Raw genomic sequence first — 14,074 nt, forward strand, 5'->3', positions numbered from 1 at the left:
GCTCACTCCGCCCGCAGCCAGCGCGACACGGCGAGCTCGTGGGCCGCCCAGTAGTTGCGCGCGAGCTCGTTCCAGTCGAACTGCACCGAGAGCGCCTCGACCCGGTTGCGCAGGTCGATCCGATCGCGCCGCTCGGCCAGGAGGACCTGCTGCATCAGCGTGGCGAGCTGATCCGCGCTCTCGTCGAAGCTCTTGTACCGCCGCTCGAGCACGAACATCCCCTTCGCGTCGTGGTCCGGGACCGTGCGCTCCACGTACCCGCCGAACCCGGCGAGATCCGAGGTGATCGCGGGCACGCCGAGCGCCGCGCACTCCATCGGCGTGTAGCCCCACGGCTCGTAGTAGCTCGGGAACACGCCGAGGTGGCAGCCGCGCACGAACTCGTCGTAGTCGAGCCCGATGAGCGGCGAGGTGGACGACATGAACTCCGGGTGGAAGACCACCTTCACCGGATCGTCGGGCAGGTTGATCAGGTTGCACGCGCGCAGCTTGCCCAGCACCGCGTCCTCGGCGTCGTACGTCATGTCGTGCGTGACGATCGACGGGAGGTGGCGGCGCCGCCACGCGTGGGTCATCCGCTTGAGGCGGACCTGCGAGTACTCGTCGAGGAGGTCCTCGAACTGCGGCTGGCGGCCCATCGCGACGCTCTCGAGCAGCCTCTGCCGCATCTGCTCGGCGATCGCGCGCACCGTGGTCTCGAGCTCGCCGAAGAGCACCTGGCTCTTCAGCACGTCGACGTTCATGCCGCGGTTCGGGGCGCGGGTGATGATGAACGCGACGATCGTGGAGCGCTGGCGCGTGGACTTGAGCCGCCAGTTGAGCCGCGCGAGCGCCTCGATGAAGAGGTCGAGCCCCTTGTTGGTGTACTCGTACCGCCCGGAGGTCACGACGTACAGCGTTCGGTCGAGGTCGAACGCGTAGCTCGGGAAGAAGTGGCCGACGACGAAGTCGTGGATCTTCTGCTTGCTCACCGCGTGCCGGTTCTGGAACTCGTGGAGGGCGGTGAACCTGTGGATGTTGAGCCCGTTCGGCAGGAGCACGTCCGGCGCGCGGCCGAGGAAGTGCTGCGCCTCGTAGCCCGTGATCTCGCTCACCGTGGTGAACGCCGTGGCGCTCGCCGCCGCCGAGCGCTCGATGGCGTAGCGCGGGTGGATGCCGCGCGCGTACGCCGAGCCGCCCGGATCGATCTGCGGCAGGAAGTTGTAGAAGTTGTGGTCGTCGCTCGCGAGGTAGCGCCCGAGCAGCGTCGCGTGCGTGGTGAAGATGGACGCGACCTGGAGGCCACGGCGCCGGATCTCCGGGATCGCCGCCGCGCCCATCCACTCGTGGAACTGCCCGATGACGGGCGGCACGATCCCCTCGAGCTCCGGGACGATCGTGCGGGTGCGCGTGGCGACCGCGGCCACGAGGCCGTCGAGCACCTCGAACAGCTCGGCGACGAGGTAGCCGAACAGGACGACGTCGGCCACCTCGCGATCGTCGGTCGTCTCGATGCCGTGGTCCTTCCAGAGGAAGTACTTGTACTGGTTGAGCTTGTCGAAGTGCTTGGCGAAGTCGATCAGGATCACCTGCGGCTTGCCGGACACGAGCCAGCGGCCGAAGTGCGCGACGACGCCGCGCTCGCGCAGAAGCTCCACCGCGCGCCCGAACGTGCCGGCGAGCGGCAGCGGCTCGAACTCGGTGTCCGCGGCGGACTCGTTGTACGGGCCGACGAGGCAGTAGCGGTCGCCGTAGCGGCGGGTGGTGACCTGCGACTTCGTGCGCAGCACGGTGTAGATCCCGCCGACCTGGTTGCACACCTCCCAGCCGACCTCGACGAGCAGCCGGTCGTCGGTCGAGATGTCGAGCGGGGCCGGCGGCTCGGAGCGCCGCTCCGGGGGGGGCTCGGGCTCCGGCTCGCGAACGGGCGCCGGCTCTGGCTTGTGCTCGCGCCTGGGCGCCGGCGGGACGTGCACGACCTTCGTGTCCTGGCTGTTGTCCTTCTTGTTTCGCGATGCCATCGTCCCTGAGTCATAGCAGAGAATCGAGCGGAGCTGTAGCGAGTGGGAGAGGGGCAAGTGGGACGAAGGCAGAGTGGGACACCGGGGACTTGCGGGACGGGTGGGATTGCGGGGTCCCAATGGTCCTGATTGTCCCCGCCGTCCCACCGTTCCCCGTCCCACCCGCTCCTTTTTTCCCCCCACCCGCTCTTTTTCGGAAACTTTCCCTCGGATCGTCCGATTCCTTCGTAAAAGGAGGACGACAATGAAACCCGAGACCGCCTCGTTCATCGAGCCGCACGGCGGCTTTCGGAACCTGCACAGCTTCCAGCGCGCCCAGCAGGTCTACGACCTCACGGTCCGCTTCTGCGACCGCTTCGTCGATCGCCGATCGCGAACCCATGACCAGATGGTGCAGGCCGCGCGCAGCGGCGTGCAGAACATCGCCGAAGGCAGCATGGCGTCGGCGACGTCGAGGAAGATGGAGCTCACGCTGACGAGCGTCGCCCGCTCGAGCCTCGTCGAGCTGCTGCTCGACTACGAGGACTTCCTGCGCCATCGCGGGCTGCGCCAGTGGGCGAAGGACTCGCCGGAGGCGCTCGCCGCGAGAGGCCGCGCCCTCGATGACGCGCCGGCCGAGGCGACCCTCATGTCCGACGCGGAGCGCGCGGCGAACACGATCATCTGCCGCATCCACCAGGCGACCTACCTGCTGGGCAGGCAGCTGCGCCACCTGGAGCGGCGGTTCGTGGAACAGGGCGGCTTCAGCGAGAGGATGAGCCGGGCGCGGAGGGAGTGGGGGAGGAGCAAGTAGGACGAGGGCAGAGTGGGACTACGGGGACTTGCGGGACAGGTGGGATTGCGGGGTCCCAATGGTCCTAATTGTCCCCGCCGTCCCACCGTTCCTCGTCCCACCCGCGCTGCTATCTACGTCAGCCCGACGACCTCGCCGTTCGCGTCGACGTCCATGTTGACGTACGCGGGCTTCTTGGGCAGGCCGGGCATGCGCATGACGTCGCCCGTGAGCGGCACGATGAAGCCGGCGCCGGCCGCGATCTCGATCCCGCGCACGGTGATCACGAAGTCCTTGGGCCGGCCGAGCAGATCCGGGTTGTCGGAGAGCGACTTGGGCGTCTTGGCCATGCACACGAACGTCTTGTCGTAGCCGAGCTTGTATACCGTCTTGAGGTCGCGCTTGCCGTCCGCGGTGTAGTCGACGTGCACGGCGCCGTAGATCTCGCGGGCGATCGTCTCGATCTTCCGCTCCGGCGTCCACTCGGGCTCGTAGAGCGGCTTGAGCGGCAGCTGGCAGCCCTTGCACGTCGCGTCGAGCACCATCCTCGCGAGCTCCACGCCGCCCTCGCCGCCGCGGGCGTGCACGTCGGCCAGGGCGCAGCGCACCCCGAGCTCGTCGCACCGCTTCTTCACGACCGCGATCTCCTCGTCCGTGTCGCTCGCGAACCTGTTGATCGCGATCACGACCGGCACGTTGAACTTCTTGATGTTCTCGATGTGCTTCTCCATGTTCGGCAGGCCGCGCTCCACGGCCGCGGGATCGGGCGCGCCGAGCTGCTTCTTGCCCACGCCGCCGTGCATCTTGAGCGCGCGGCACGTGGCCACGAGCACCGTCATCTCGGGCGCGTAGCCGCCCGCGCGGCAGGTGATGTCGAAGAACTTCTCGGCGCCGAGGTCGAAGCCGAAGCCCGCCTCGGTGACGCAGTAGTCGGCGTGCGCGAGCGCCATCCGCGTGGCGAGCACGGAGTTGGAGCCGTGCGCGATGTTCGCGAACGGGCCGCAGTGCACGAACACCGGCACGCCCTCGAGCGTCTGCACGAGGTTCGGGTGGATCGCCTCCTTCAGGATCGCGGTCATGGCGCCCGCGACGTGGAGCGACTCGGCGGTGATCGGCTCCTCGCCGTACGTGAGGCCGACGAGGATGCGCGCGAGGCGGCGCCGCAGGTCGTCGTAGTCGTTGGAGAGGGCGAGGATCGCCATCACCTCGCTCGCGGCCGTGATGTCGTAGTGCGACTCGCGCGGCACGCCCATCGTCGCGCCGCCGAGCCCGATGATCACGCGCCGCAGGCTGCGGTCGTTCATGTCGACGACCCGCGGGAAGATGATCCGGCGCGGATCGAGGTCCGGGAGCTCCCTATGGTGCGCGGCGTTGTCGAGCGCCGCGGCGAGCAGGTTGTGCGCGGCCTGCACGGCAGGGAAGTCGCCGTTGAACATCAGGTTGATGTCCTCCATCGGGATGATCTGCGAGCGCCCGCCGCCGGTCGCGCCGCCCTTCATGCCGAACAGCGGCCCCATGGACGGCTCGCGCAGCGCGGCGGTCACGTTCGCGCCCACCTTGGCGAGCCCCTGCGCGAGGCCGATCGTCATCGTCGTCTTGCCCTCGCCGGCGGGCGTGGGCGTGATCGCGGAGACGAGGATCAGCTTGCCCTCGGGCCGCTTGGAGCGCGCGATGGCGCGGAAGTGGACCTTGCCGCGGTAGTACCCGAACGGGATGAGGTCGTCCGGCTCGATGCCGAGGTCGGCGGCGATGCGGCCGATCGGCTTCGGCTTCACGGAGTGGGCGATGTCGATGTCGCGCTGGATGCTCATCTCGTCCTCCTGGTTTGGGCTAGGAGAGAGTCTAACCACGTCGGAGGGGGAGGGCTAGGGGACGGAGTGGACGAAGTGGACGGTGTGGACGAAGTGGACGGGATGGACGGCGAGAGCCGGACCCGCGCGAGATTCGCGCGGGCTGGAGAAGAAGACGGAAACCCAAACCCGCCCGGATCCCGGGCGGGATCCGGGAGCGTCAGAGCGGCTGTCTCCCCAGCCCGCGCAGATCCTGCGCGGGGGCCTATTCGGCGCCGGTCGACGTTGTTACGGGGTGCCCGGTGATTGCGGCTCGGTCGGCGGGTCGGTGGGCGGCGCTGCGGGAGGCGCGTCCGGCATCGGCGCTACGACCGACTGGCGTGCCGGGCGCGGGAGGGAGCGCCACAGGCACTCGGCGCTGTACGCCTTCCACGCCCACTGCCCCCAGCGGACGAGGCTGTACGCGAGCCAGAGCGACCACGCGAGCATCGCGATCTTCCAGACAAGGAGCGGCAGGCTCACGACCCACGGCCGCGGCAGCGCGCCCTCGGTGCGGTCCGCGTACCAGACGAGGTGCGTGTTGGTGCTCGACGCGCCCGCGACCTGCATGTCGGGTTGCACCGCGAGCCCCTGGTACACCGCGCCGAACAGGCAGATCAGCGCGCCGAGCGTCCACAGCCCGAGCACGATCTGCAGCGAGTTGTGCCAGAAAAAGTGTTCCGGCGGCTTGCGCCTGCGCCACGCGAGCGCGAGGAACCAGCCCACGATGACGAGCGAGACCGCCGCCGGCACCTGGGTGAGCCCGAGCCCGAGGAGCGCCCACTGCCAGCCCTTGAGCGGGCTGAACGCCAGCGTGCTGAGGACGAAGGCCGCGATCAGGATGACGGCGATGTAGCCCCAGAACAGCACCGCCGGTCCCCAGTTCGGCCCGCCGGCCCACAGGAGCCAGCGATCGCCGGGGAGCTCGATCGTCACCGTCGTGTTCGCCGCCGAGCCCGAGAGCACGACCTCGGGAACGATCTGCTTCGCCGAGATGCCTCCGGGCTGCTGCCACTCGAGGTGGATCCGCTGGCCGCCGGGCATGAGGGTCACCTCGAGCTTGCGGCCGTTCATCCGGTACGGCCGCGCCTGGCCGTCCACCGAGAGGACCTGGATGGACGCCTTCTCGGGGAGCGTGATCCCCTGCACGCCGCCGCGGCTCGAGCGCACGACGAGATCGAGCGTCGCGGAGAGGAGGCGGATGCCGGGGGAGACGGTGAGCGCCGCCGAGTCGACCGTGATCGACTGCCCCTCGACCCCGGCGGGACGGCCGAGCGTGAGCGCGAGCTTCTCGCCCGGCCACGGCCGGAACGTCGGCTCGAGCCTGCCCTCGACCTCGTGGTGGATGGGCGCGATCCCGTCGTGGCCGCACTGCCAGATCGGGCTGCAGCGGACGATCCAGACCTCGCTCCAGGGCGCGTCGACCGCCGCGGTCAGGTCGATCCCGGGCTGCTCCCCGAGCGTGGAGGACCACATCGACTCCGTGTCGTCGCGGCCGAGGGACACGACCACCGCGCCGCCCTCCACCCGGAGCTCGGACTCGGTCACCGACTCGCCGGGCAAAAGCGGGATGCGCGCGACGATCGGCGATCCGGACGGGCTCACGCGGCGCACCGTCGTGTGGACGAGCCACGGGATCCCGAAGTCGAAGGTGCGCGCCACCTCGAGCCACGGCGGGTACGCGTTCTCGTCGACGGCGGCGGTCGGCGCCGCGCCCGGCGCGGCCTGCACGACGCGGCTCAGCTGGATCGACGAGTCGGCGCGGCCGTCGTCGCGGATCCCCGCCACGTCCCAGCCCGGCGCCGAGGCCTCCACGAGGTGCGGCTGCTCGCCGAGCTCGAGGGTGACCGCGTCGTTCTTCGGCAGCGGGCCCTCCGCCACGACGGTGTGCTGCCCCTTGTCGAGCCGCACGTGGAGGAACCCGTCCTCGAGGAGCGCCACCGCGGACGTCGGGCGCCCGTCCACGGACACCGTTGCCGGGACCCAGTTCCCGGCCGGACCCGGGATGCGGAAGCCGCCGGCGGCGCCCATGCTCGCGTCGGCGGTGATGACGAGCTTGTTGTTCGCGATCTCGATGTCGAGCCGCGAGCTCGCGGTGCACGTCGGGGAGCAGTCCGGCGCGCGCGTGATCTTACCGCGGAGCGCGTCGAGCATCTCCTGCGACGGGATCTCCTGGCCTCGCGCCGTGCCGCACACGAGGAGCCCGAGCCCCAGGGCCGTCGCGGCCGCCGCGGCCTTGACCGCGCCGCTCGGCTTCGCCGCCTTTGCGCCCGGCGTCGCGCCGCGGATCGTCGCGCGCGCCTCGCGCACGAGGACGACGGCGAGGCCGACGAGCAGGAGGACGCGGAGCACGGACAGGAAGAGGTTCATCCCCGGGCCGAGGAGGTACAGCTTGATCCCGTGATCCTTGTTCACCGGCCCGGACCAGCTCATCGACCAGCTGCGCCACCGCCACGTCGGCACGCCCGGCCCGGTCTGCACGACGGCCTTCGGATCCTGCTGGAGCGCGGACCGCCACGCCGCCTTGGAGGCGGCCTTCTTCTTCCCAGCGACGTTCCCGTACTCCGACTCGCCGCCGCTCGCGCGGGAGAGCGAGGAGAGGGCGTCCAGCACGCCGACGTCGGCCCCGTCGGCCCGCTGCCGCATGTCCTTCTCCCCGGCCGACACCGTCCCTTCGCCCGCGCCCCCCTTCGCGACGAGCTGCGAGAGCTCCTCCTTGATCTGCTCCTCGTCCATCGCCTGCTGCATCTGCATCGGGGCCGGCGCCATGGGCGGCTCCATCGCCTCCTTGGCGTTGCCCATCGCCGCGAGCGTCATCGCCTGATCGAAGTCCGTGAACATCCCCTCGTCGTCGATCTGCGGGTACAGGCCCGTGCGGAACTGATCCACGCTGAACGGCACGAGCGCGAGCGCGAGGATGACGACGCTCACCCACCACGACACGTGCAGGATGACGTGCAGCACGCCGCGCTTCAGCACCTTGAGCAGCCCGAGCGTGACGAGCAGGCTCAGGCTGATGAACACGACGACGGCGAGCTCCGCCTCCATGTGCAGCAGCACGAGCACGACGAGCGCGCCGACGCCGTAGAACCACCGCGTGAGCTTGCCGAACGCGAGCGACACGAGCAGCACGAAGAAGAAGCCGAACAGATCCCACTCGTCCCACCACGTCCCGGGGAGCTCGTCCACGCCGGACGCCGTGAGGAGCGTCCAGCCGGGCGGGAGGTTGAGCGTGGCGGAGAGCCGCTGCACGTCCTCGGTCCAGCCGACGGCCGGCAGCTTTCGCGCGCCGCTCTCGAGCCGCCACTCGGCCGTGAGGGCGAGCGCGCCCTTGCGGAGCTCGACGCCCGGCTTCTTCGTCTTCGGGTTCTCGGTGATCAGCTGATCCTCGCCGTCCACGGCGGCGTGGCCGAGCTTCGAGCCCGCGGCGACGAGGTCGAGGCGCCAGGTGCGGTTCAGGTCGCCCGTGAGGCCGTCGCGCACCGTGTAGCCGCCGCCGTCGAGATCCATCCAGAACTCGCGGCTCAAGGAGAGCTGATCCGGCGGCGGATCCGGCTCGCCGCGCCGCGTGGTCGCGAGCTTGAGCTGCGCGCCGGGCGCCATGAGGTACGCCGGGAGCGAGGTCCACTCCTTAGGCATGCTCGTGCGCGACGGATCGATGCCGGACGGTCCGGTCAGGCTCACCTGGCGCATCACCTCGTCCGCCTGCCACACCCAGATCTCGTCGGACGGCCACGGCTCGGGCCGCTCCTCGGCGCCGAACACGTCGCGCGCGCCCGCGACTCTCGCCACGAGCGTGACGTTGTGCGTGCCGGCCCGGACCTGGACGCGGAGGCGGGAGTCCTTGTCGACTCGCGCGGGGACGTCTGCGTCGACGCTCATGATCTCCGTGCCCTCGAGCAGCACCTTGCCGAGGTCGATCTCGCGCGACTTGCCCGAGGCGCGCAGCACGATCCGGGTCTCGACGAGGATCGGGATCCCGTCGGTGAGCTTGCGGAACACCTCGAGGGCCAGCGCGTCGCCCTCCTTGCCGGCGCCCTCGGCGCTCTGCAGCCAGAGGAGGCCGTCCTCGTCGCGCCGCGGGAACGGGACGTCGACGCCGTCCACGCGCACCGCGACCATCGCGGTCTCGCGGGGGATACGGATCCCCTCGGGCATCTCGCGCCAGTACACCGTCCCCTCGATCCGGGAGTCGCCGGCCGGCAGGGCCGCGTGCGGCAGGCCGTCGCGATCGAGCACCGGGATCGTCCGCCCGTTCAGCAGCACCTCCTGGGGCCAGTGCAGCGCGTCCCCGGGCAGCGGGTACAGGATCTCCCGGTCCGAGTGGACCCGCGCCACGAAGTCGCCGCCCTCGGCCGAGAGGTCGAGCTCCAGCGCGCCCGGCCAGACGCACACCGCGGCGCCGTCCACGGCCGGACAGGCGTAGTCCGGCTCGTCGTCCATGACCCACGGCACCCACGGCGCCAGATCCGGGGGCAGGGCGCTCGTCCGGAACGGGTCGGCGGCCGACGTCGCCGCGAACGCTAGCGCCGTGACGGCGCTCGCCAACGAGAGCAGAATGGTCGTTCTGCGTGGCATGGGGGCTCCTTCTTCGTTCGGTTGCAGGTCGGCGCCAGTATACGTTGGAAGTCAGCGCGACTCCACCCAGTGCGCGAACGCGGCGAGCGCGCGCGCGCGATGGCTCACGCGGAGCTTCTCCGCGGGGGGGATCTCGGCCAGCGAGATCTCGTACCCGTCGGGCAGGAAGATCGGGTCGTAGCCGAAGCCGTGCGTCCCGCGCGGGCCGGACGCGATGCGCCCGGGGAAGACCCCCTCGAACAGCCGGGGCGCCTCGCCCGGCGCGGCGTAGGCGATGGCGCAGCGGAAGCGGGCGCCCCTCGCGGAGGCCGGGACGTCGCGCAGCGCCTCGAGCAGGAGGCGGTTCCTCTCCGCGTCGTCGAGCCCGGGGCCGCCGTACCGCGCCGAGTGCACGCCGGGCGCGCCGCCGAGCGCGTCCACCTCGAGCCCGGAGTCGTCCGCGAGCGCCGCGACGCAGAGCGCCAGGGAGATCTCCGTCGCCTTCTTTGTCGCGTTCCCGGCGAAGCTGTCCGCGTCCTCCTCGATGTCGGGCGCCGACGGGAGATCGCGGAGCGACAGGACGTCGAAGCCCAGAAGGGCGAGCGCCGCGCGCAGCTCCGCGACCTTGCCCGCGTTCCTCGTCGCGATCACGAGCCGCGTCCGCATCCTGCGTCACCCGATCAGCGCGTCGAGGTCGACCCCGGCGCGCCCCAGCGCCTCGCGTTGCGCCGCGACGAGCGTGTCGATGGCGCCGAGGCCGAGCGCCACCATCTCCTCGAGCTGCCGCGGCTCGAAGGTCGCGCCCTCCGCCGTGGCCTGGATCTCGACGATCCGGCCGCGCCCGTCGCCCGCGATGTTGAGGTCCACGTCCGCCCGGGAATCGAGGTTGTAGTCGAGATCCACGATCGGCTTGCCGTCGACGATGCCCACCGAGACCGCCGCCAGCATCGACTTCAGGGGGAACAGCTTGATCTTGTTCTCGCGGCGCAAGCCGTCGAGCGCGATCGCGAGCGCCACGAAGCCGCCGGTCACCGAGGCGGTGCGCGTGCCGCCGTCCGCCTGGATCACGTCGCAGTCGATCGTGATGTTCCGCTCGCCCAGCCGGGCCGGCCAGATCGCGGCCCGCAGGCACCTGCCGATCAGGCGCTGGATCTCCTGGGAGCGGCTCGAGGGCCACCGCCCGAACTGCCCCTCGCGCAGGCTGCGCGTCGCGTTCGCACGCGGCAGCATCGAGTACTCGGCGGTCACCCAGCCGCGGCCCTTGCCTCGCATCCAGTCCTTCACCTTCTCCTCGACGCTCGCCGTGCAGATCACCCTGGTGTCGCCGATCTCGATGAGCGCCGAGCCCTCCGGGTGCTTGAGGTAGTTCGGCGCGATCCGCACGCCGCGCACGGCGCTCGTGTCGCGTTGTCCGACGGGGTTCATGGGGTCCTTCCTTCGGGGAGGGTGATGGCGAAGCGGCTCCCGCCCCCCGGGTTCTCCTCGTGCCGGACGTCGCCGCCGTGCGCGAGGCAGATCGGGCGCACCATGGACAGGCCGAGCCCGGTGCCGCCGCTCTTGGTCGTGTAGAAGCTGTCGAAGATCTGCGGCGCGACGTCCGCCGGGATGCCGGGGCCGTCGTCCGCCACCGCGAGCCCGACGCCGCGGGCGTCGGACCAGGTGGACACCTGCACGTGCCCGCCGTCGGGCAGCGCCTCCCGCGCGTTGCGCAGCAGGTTGACGAGCGCCTGCCGGATCTGGCCGCGATCGAAGAGGGCGGGGCGCATCTCGGCCGCGAGCCGCGCGGTCACCTCGACGCGGGCCTCCGAAAGCTCCGAGCCCATGAACTCGAGCGCGGACTCGACGGTCCGGTTCAGATCGGCGAGCTCGAGCTCCGGGGAGGGGAGCCGCGCGAACCGGAGGTACGACTCCGTGATCCCGGTGAGGCGCTCGATCTCGTCCTGCATGGCGCGCAGGAGGGCGCGCGCCTCGGGGCGGTCCGGCGAGGCCTCGAGCTCGTCCTCGAGCAGCTCGGCGTTCAGGCCGAGGGAGGAGAGCGGGTTGCGGATCTCGTGCGTCACCTGGGCCGCCATCTTGCCCGCGGTCGCGAGCCGCTCCGAGCGCACGAGCCGCTCGCCGCGGTCCGCGAGCGCCCGCGTCATGCGGTTGAACGACGTCGCGAGCGCGCCGATCTCGTCGTTGCGCGACACCTCGATCTGGGTGCGGAGGTCGCCCTTCGCGACCTCGAAGACGGCGGACTGGAGCCGGCGGAGCGGCTGCAGGGAGCGCCGCACCGAGAAGATCATCGCCGCGCCGACGAGCAGGGCCACCAGCGTCATGGCCGCGAGGCCGAGAGCGGCCCGGTTCCCGTCGCGCGCCGCGCTCTCGCTGAGCTGCGTGATGTGGCGCTTGAGCTCCGCCTCGATGCCGCCGAGGACGCTGTCGAGCAGCCGCTCCGCGCGCTTCAGATCCTCGATCCGTCTGATCGCCTCGGCGGCGTGCCCGGAGTCCATCTCCGCGTAGGCCTGCTGGAACTTGAGCTCGTTCTGCCGGTACCGCTTCTCGACCTCGCGCAGCCGCCCCCCCATCTCCACCAGGAACGCGCGCTCGTCGTCGGGGATGTCCTCGCTCGCCGCCGTTCGCCGCGCGAGGCCCGCGAGCTTGCGCAGCGTCGCCGGCCGGAAGCGCCGCGCCGCGTCGATCCAGGCCCTGGCCGCGTGCTGCTCCGAGGCGTCGGCCATCCGGTCCATCAGCGTGTTGAAGACGAGCTGCGTCGCGCGGATGTCCGAGGTCCCCAGGGTGAGGGGGAGGTAGGCCGTATTAATGAGGGACAGCTCCGACACGGTCTGCCGGTAGAGCGCGATGCCGCCCGCGAGCAGCGCCGCGAACGCGACGACGACGACGGCGAACGCCGCGATGACGCGCCGCGACACCGAGCTCCTCGGCTTCTCGACCTCGAGCTCTCCAAGGTGCGCGGTCTCGTTCATGGCCGGCGTCACTCCGGGATGGGGACGCCGTGCGCGAGGCACTCGGCGCGGTGGCGCTCGATCCCCCGCAGGAACGCCTCGACGAGATCCGGATCGAACTGCGAGCCGGCGCAGCGCCGGAGCTCGGAGACGGCGACGTCGTGCTCCATCGCCCGTCTGTACGCGCGGCTCGAGGTCATGGCGTCGTACGCGTCCGAGATCGAGAGGATCCGCGCGATCTTGGGGATCTCCTCCCCCTTGAGCTTGAGCGGGTAGCCGGCGCCGTCCCAGCGCTCGTGGTGCAGGTGCACGCCGGGGATCAGCGGCTGCAGGAACGTGATCGGCTCGAGGATCTCCCGCCCGAACGTGGGGTGCAGCTTGAAGATCTCGTACTCCTCGTCGGTGAGCTTGCCCGGCTTGTTGAGGTTCGCGTGGCACCCGAGCTTGCCGATGTCGTGCAGCATGCCCGCCTGCGTGATCAGCTCGACCTGCTCGGGCGTCTCGCCGAGCGCGACCGCGGTGACGCGCGCGTACACGGTGACGCGGTCGGAGTGTCCGGCCGTGTACTTGTCCATCGCCTCGATGGCGCGCGCCAGCCCCTGGATCGTCTGCCGGAAGGTCTGCTGCAGGTTGTTGAACAGCGAGGCGTTGTCGATGGCCGCCGCCGCGCGCGAGCCGAGCATGTTGAGCAGCTTCCGCTGCCCCTCGACGAAGCGCACCCCGGCGGTGCTGGAGCGGGCCGTCAGGATGCCGAGCGTGCGCTGCCGGGCGACGAGCGGCGCCGCCATGAAGGTGGTGATGTTCTCGGGCGGCACGTGGTAGAACTCCTGCGCCAGCGGCGCCTGCACCAGGATGGTGCGCTGGTCCGAAAGCTCGGCGAGCAGGCGGTCGAGGTCGATCTCCGACGGCGCCGTGCCCGGCGGTGCGTCCGGGTGCACGATGTGGCTCGCCAGCCGGAAGTCGCCGGTGGCGTCTTCGCGCAGGTAGATGGAGGCGAAGTCGCAGGACAGGTTGTGAACCGCCGCCGAGAGGGTCGAGACGAGCACCTCGTTCATCGAGAGCGTCGCCTGGAGCTCCTCGGACAGCTCGTGCAGGGAGATGATCTCCTTCAGGCGGATGTTCTCCGAGGTGAGGCGCTGCTTCTCGATGCCGCGATGGACGATGTGGACCACCTCCTCGACCTTGAACGGCTTGAGGATGTAGTCGTACGCGCCCTTCTTCATCGCCTCGATGGCGGTCTCGACCGTGCCGAACCCGGTCATGATGACCGTGAGCACGTTCTCGTGGTTCGACTGGATCTGCTCGAGGAGCTCGAGCCCCCCCATGTTCGGCATCTTGAGGTCGGAGATGACCATGTTGAAGGAGCCCGCGTCGAGCTGCTCGAGGGCGGCGATGCCGTCGGCGGCCGTGGTGACGCGGAACCCTTCCAGCGTGAGGAAGTCCGCGAGGATCTCCCGGATGACCTTCTCGTCGTCGACTACCAGGACGCGTGGGCTCTCGGCCGGTTGGCTCGAGTCTTGGAACCGCATCAACTCTCGCTCTCCCGCAAGTAGGTCGCGGCGAAGTGATCGCGCCCGGTCGCGTTCAACGCGTACCTGTAGATGGTGGCGGTGCCGGCGCCTTCGTTGTGGTAGTCGACGTATTTTTCGAGGCGCATCCGGATCACCTTGCGCACGTTCTCGTGGCGGATGGCGAGCCCGATCTGCACCCCGTGGTCGGAGACCGCCTTGGCCGAGAGCGGCACGAGGCCGCGCCCGTAGGCGTCCCAAAGGATCGCGAGCACCTTGAAGTCCTGCTTGCGCGAGTTGGCGGCGGCGGACATGGCGCGGGCCAGGCGCGGATCCACCTCCAGCACCCGTGGCATCGTCGCCGGTGCGTCGGCCTCCTCGGCAGGCTTCGCCGCGACGGGCTCGGAGACCTCGGGGGCCGGGACGTGATCCTCCGCAACGGCGCCCTCGTGCGAGGTGTGGT

General features: G+C 70.5%; 9 protein-coding genes. 1 reads left to right on the forward strand and 8 read right to left on the reverse strand.

The genetic code is table 11. The annotated features are described in order from the left end of the window. Positions 1-2: 2 nt before the first annotated feature. Positions 3-2,000, reverse strand: coding sequence for a glycosyltransferase (locus M0R80_21110; protein ID MCK9462133.1), 1,998 nt, complete (start codon positions 1,998-2,000; stop codon positions 3-5). A gap of 244 nt (positions 2,001-2,244) precedes the next feature. On the opposite strand from M0R80_21110, the gene M0R80_21115 reads away from it, so the two are divergent. Continuing rightward, complete coding sequence (locus tag M0R80_21115; protein ID MCK9462134.1) at positions 2,245-2,793, forward strand: four helix bundle suffix domain-containing protein; 549 nt, start codon at positions 2,245-2,247, stop codon at positions 2,791-2,793. Between the two features lie 113 nt (positions 2,794-2,906). Here M0R80_21115 and M0R80_21120 read toward each other — a convergent pair whose 3' ends face one another. The 7 genes from M0R80_21120 to M0R80_21150 form a co-directional block, all read right to left on the reverse strand. Beyond that, the gene (locus tag M0R80_21120; GenBank protein ID MCK9462135.1) at positions 2,907-4,583 is read right to left on the reverse strand and encodes a formate--tetrahydrofolate ligase; all 1,677 of its coding nucleotides are present in this window, start codon (positions 4,581-4,583) and stop codon (positions 2,907-2,909) included. A gap of 267 nt (positions 4,584-4,850) precedes the next feature. Beyond that, on the reverse strand, positions 4,851-9,179 hold the full coding sequence (locus M0R80_21125) for a hypothetical protein (GenBank protein MCK9462136.1): 4,329 nt from the start codon (positions 9,177-9,179) through the stop codon (positions 4,851-4,853). 51 nt (positions 9,180-9,230) lie between these two features. Continuing rightward, complete coding sequence (gene rdgB / locus M0R80_21130; GenBank protein ID MCK9462137.1) at positions 9,231-9,824, reverse strand: RdgB/HAM1 family non-canonical purine NTP pyrophosphatase; 594 nt, start codon at positions 9,822-9,824, stop codon at positions 9,231-9,233. A gap of 6 nt (positions 9,825-9,830) precedes the next feature. Continuing rightward, positions 9,831-10,583, reverse strand: coding sequence for a ribonuclease PH (gene rph, locus M0R80_21135; GenBank protein ID MCK9462138.1), 753 nt, complete (start codon positions 10,581-10,583; stop codon positions 9,831-9,833). Next, positions 10,580-12,124 (reverse strand): ATP-binding protein, encoded by a 1,545-nt coding sequence (locus M0R80_21140; GenBank protein MCK9462139.1) that lies wholly within the window; start codon positions 12,122-12,124, stop codon positions 10,580-10,582. Before M0R80_21140 ends, rph begins: the two co-directional genes overlap by 4 nt. Before the next feature lie 8 nt (positions 12,125-12,132). Next, positions 12,133-13,632, reverse strand: a complete 1,500-nt coding sequence (locus M0R80_21145) for a response regulator (GenBank protein MCK9462140.1) — start codon at positions 13,630-13,632, stop codon at positions 12,133-12,135. Next, on the reverse strand, positions 13,632-14,074 hold a 443-nt coding region (locus M0R80_21150; protein ID MCK9462141.1), incomplete at its 5' end, for a hypothetical protein. The genes M0R80_21150 and M0R80_21145, both read right to left, overlap by 1 nt.

This window comes from Pseudomonadota bacterium (genome assembly GCA_023229365.1).
Lineage (GTDB): Bacteria > Myxococcota_A > Polyangia > JAAYKL01 > JAAYKL01 > JALNZK01.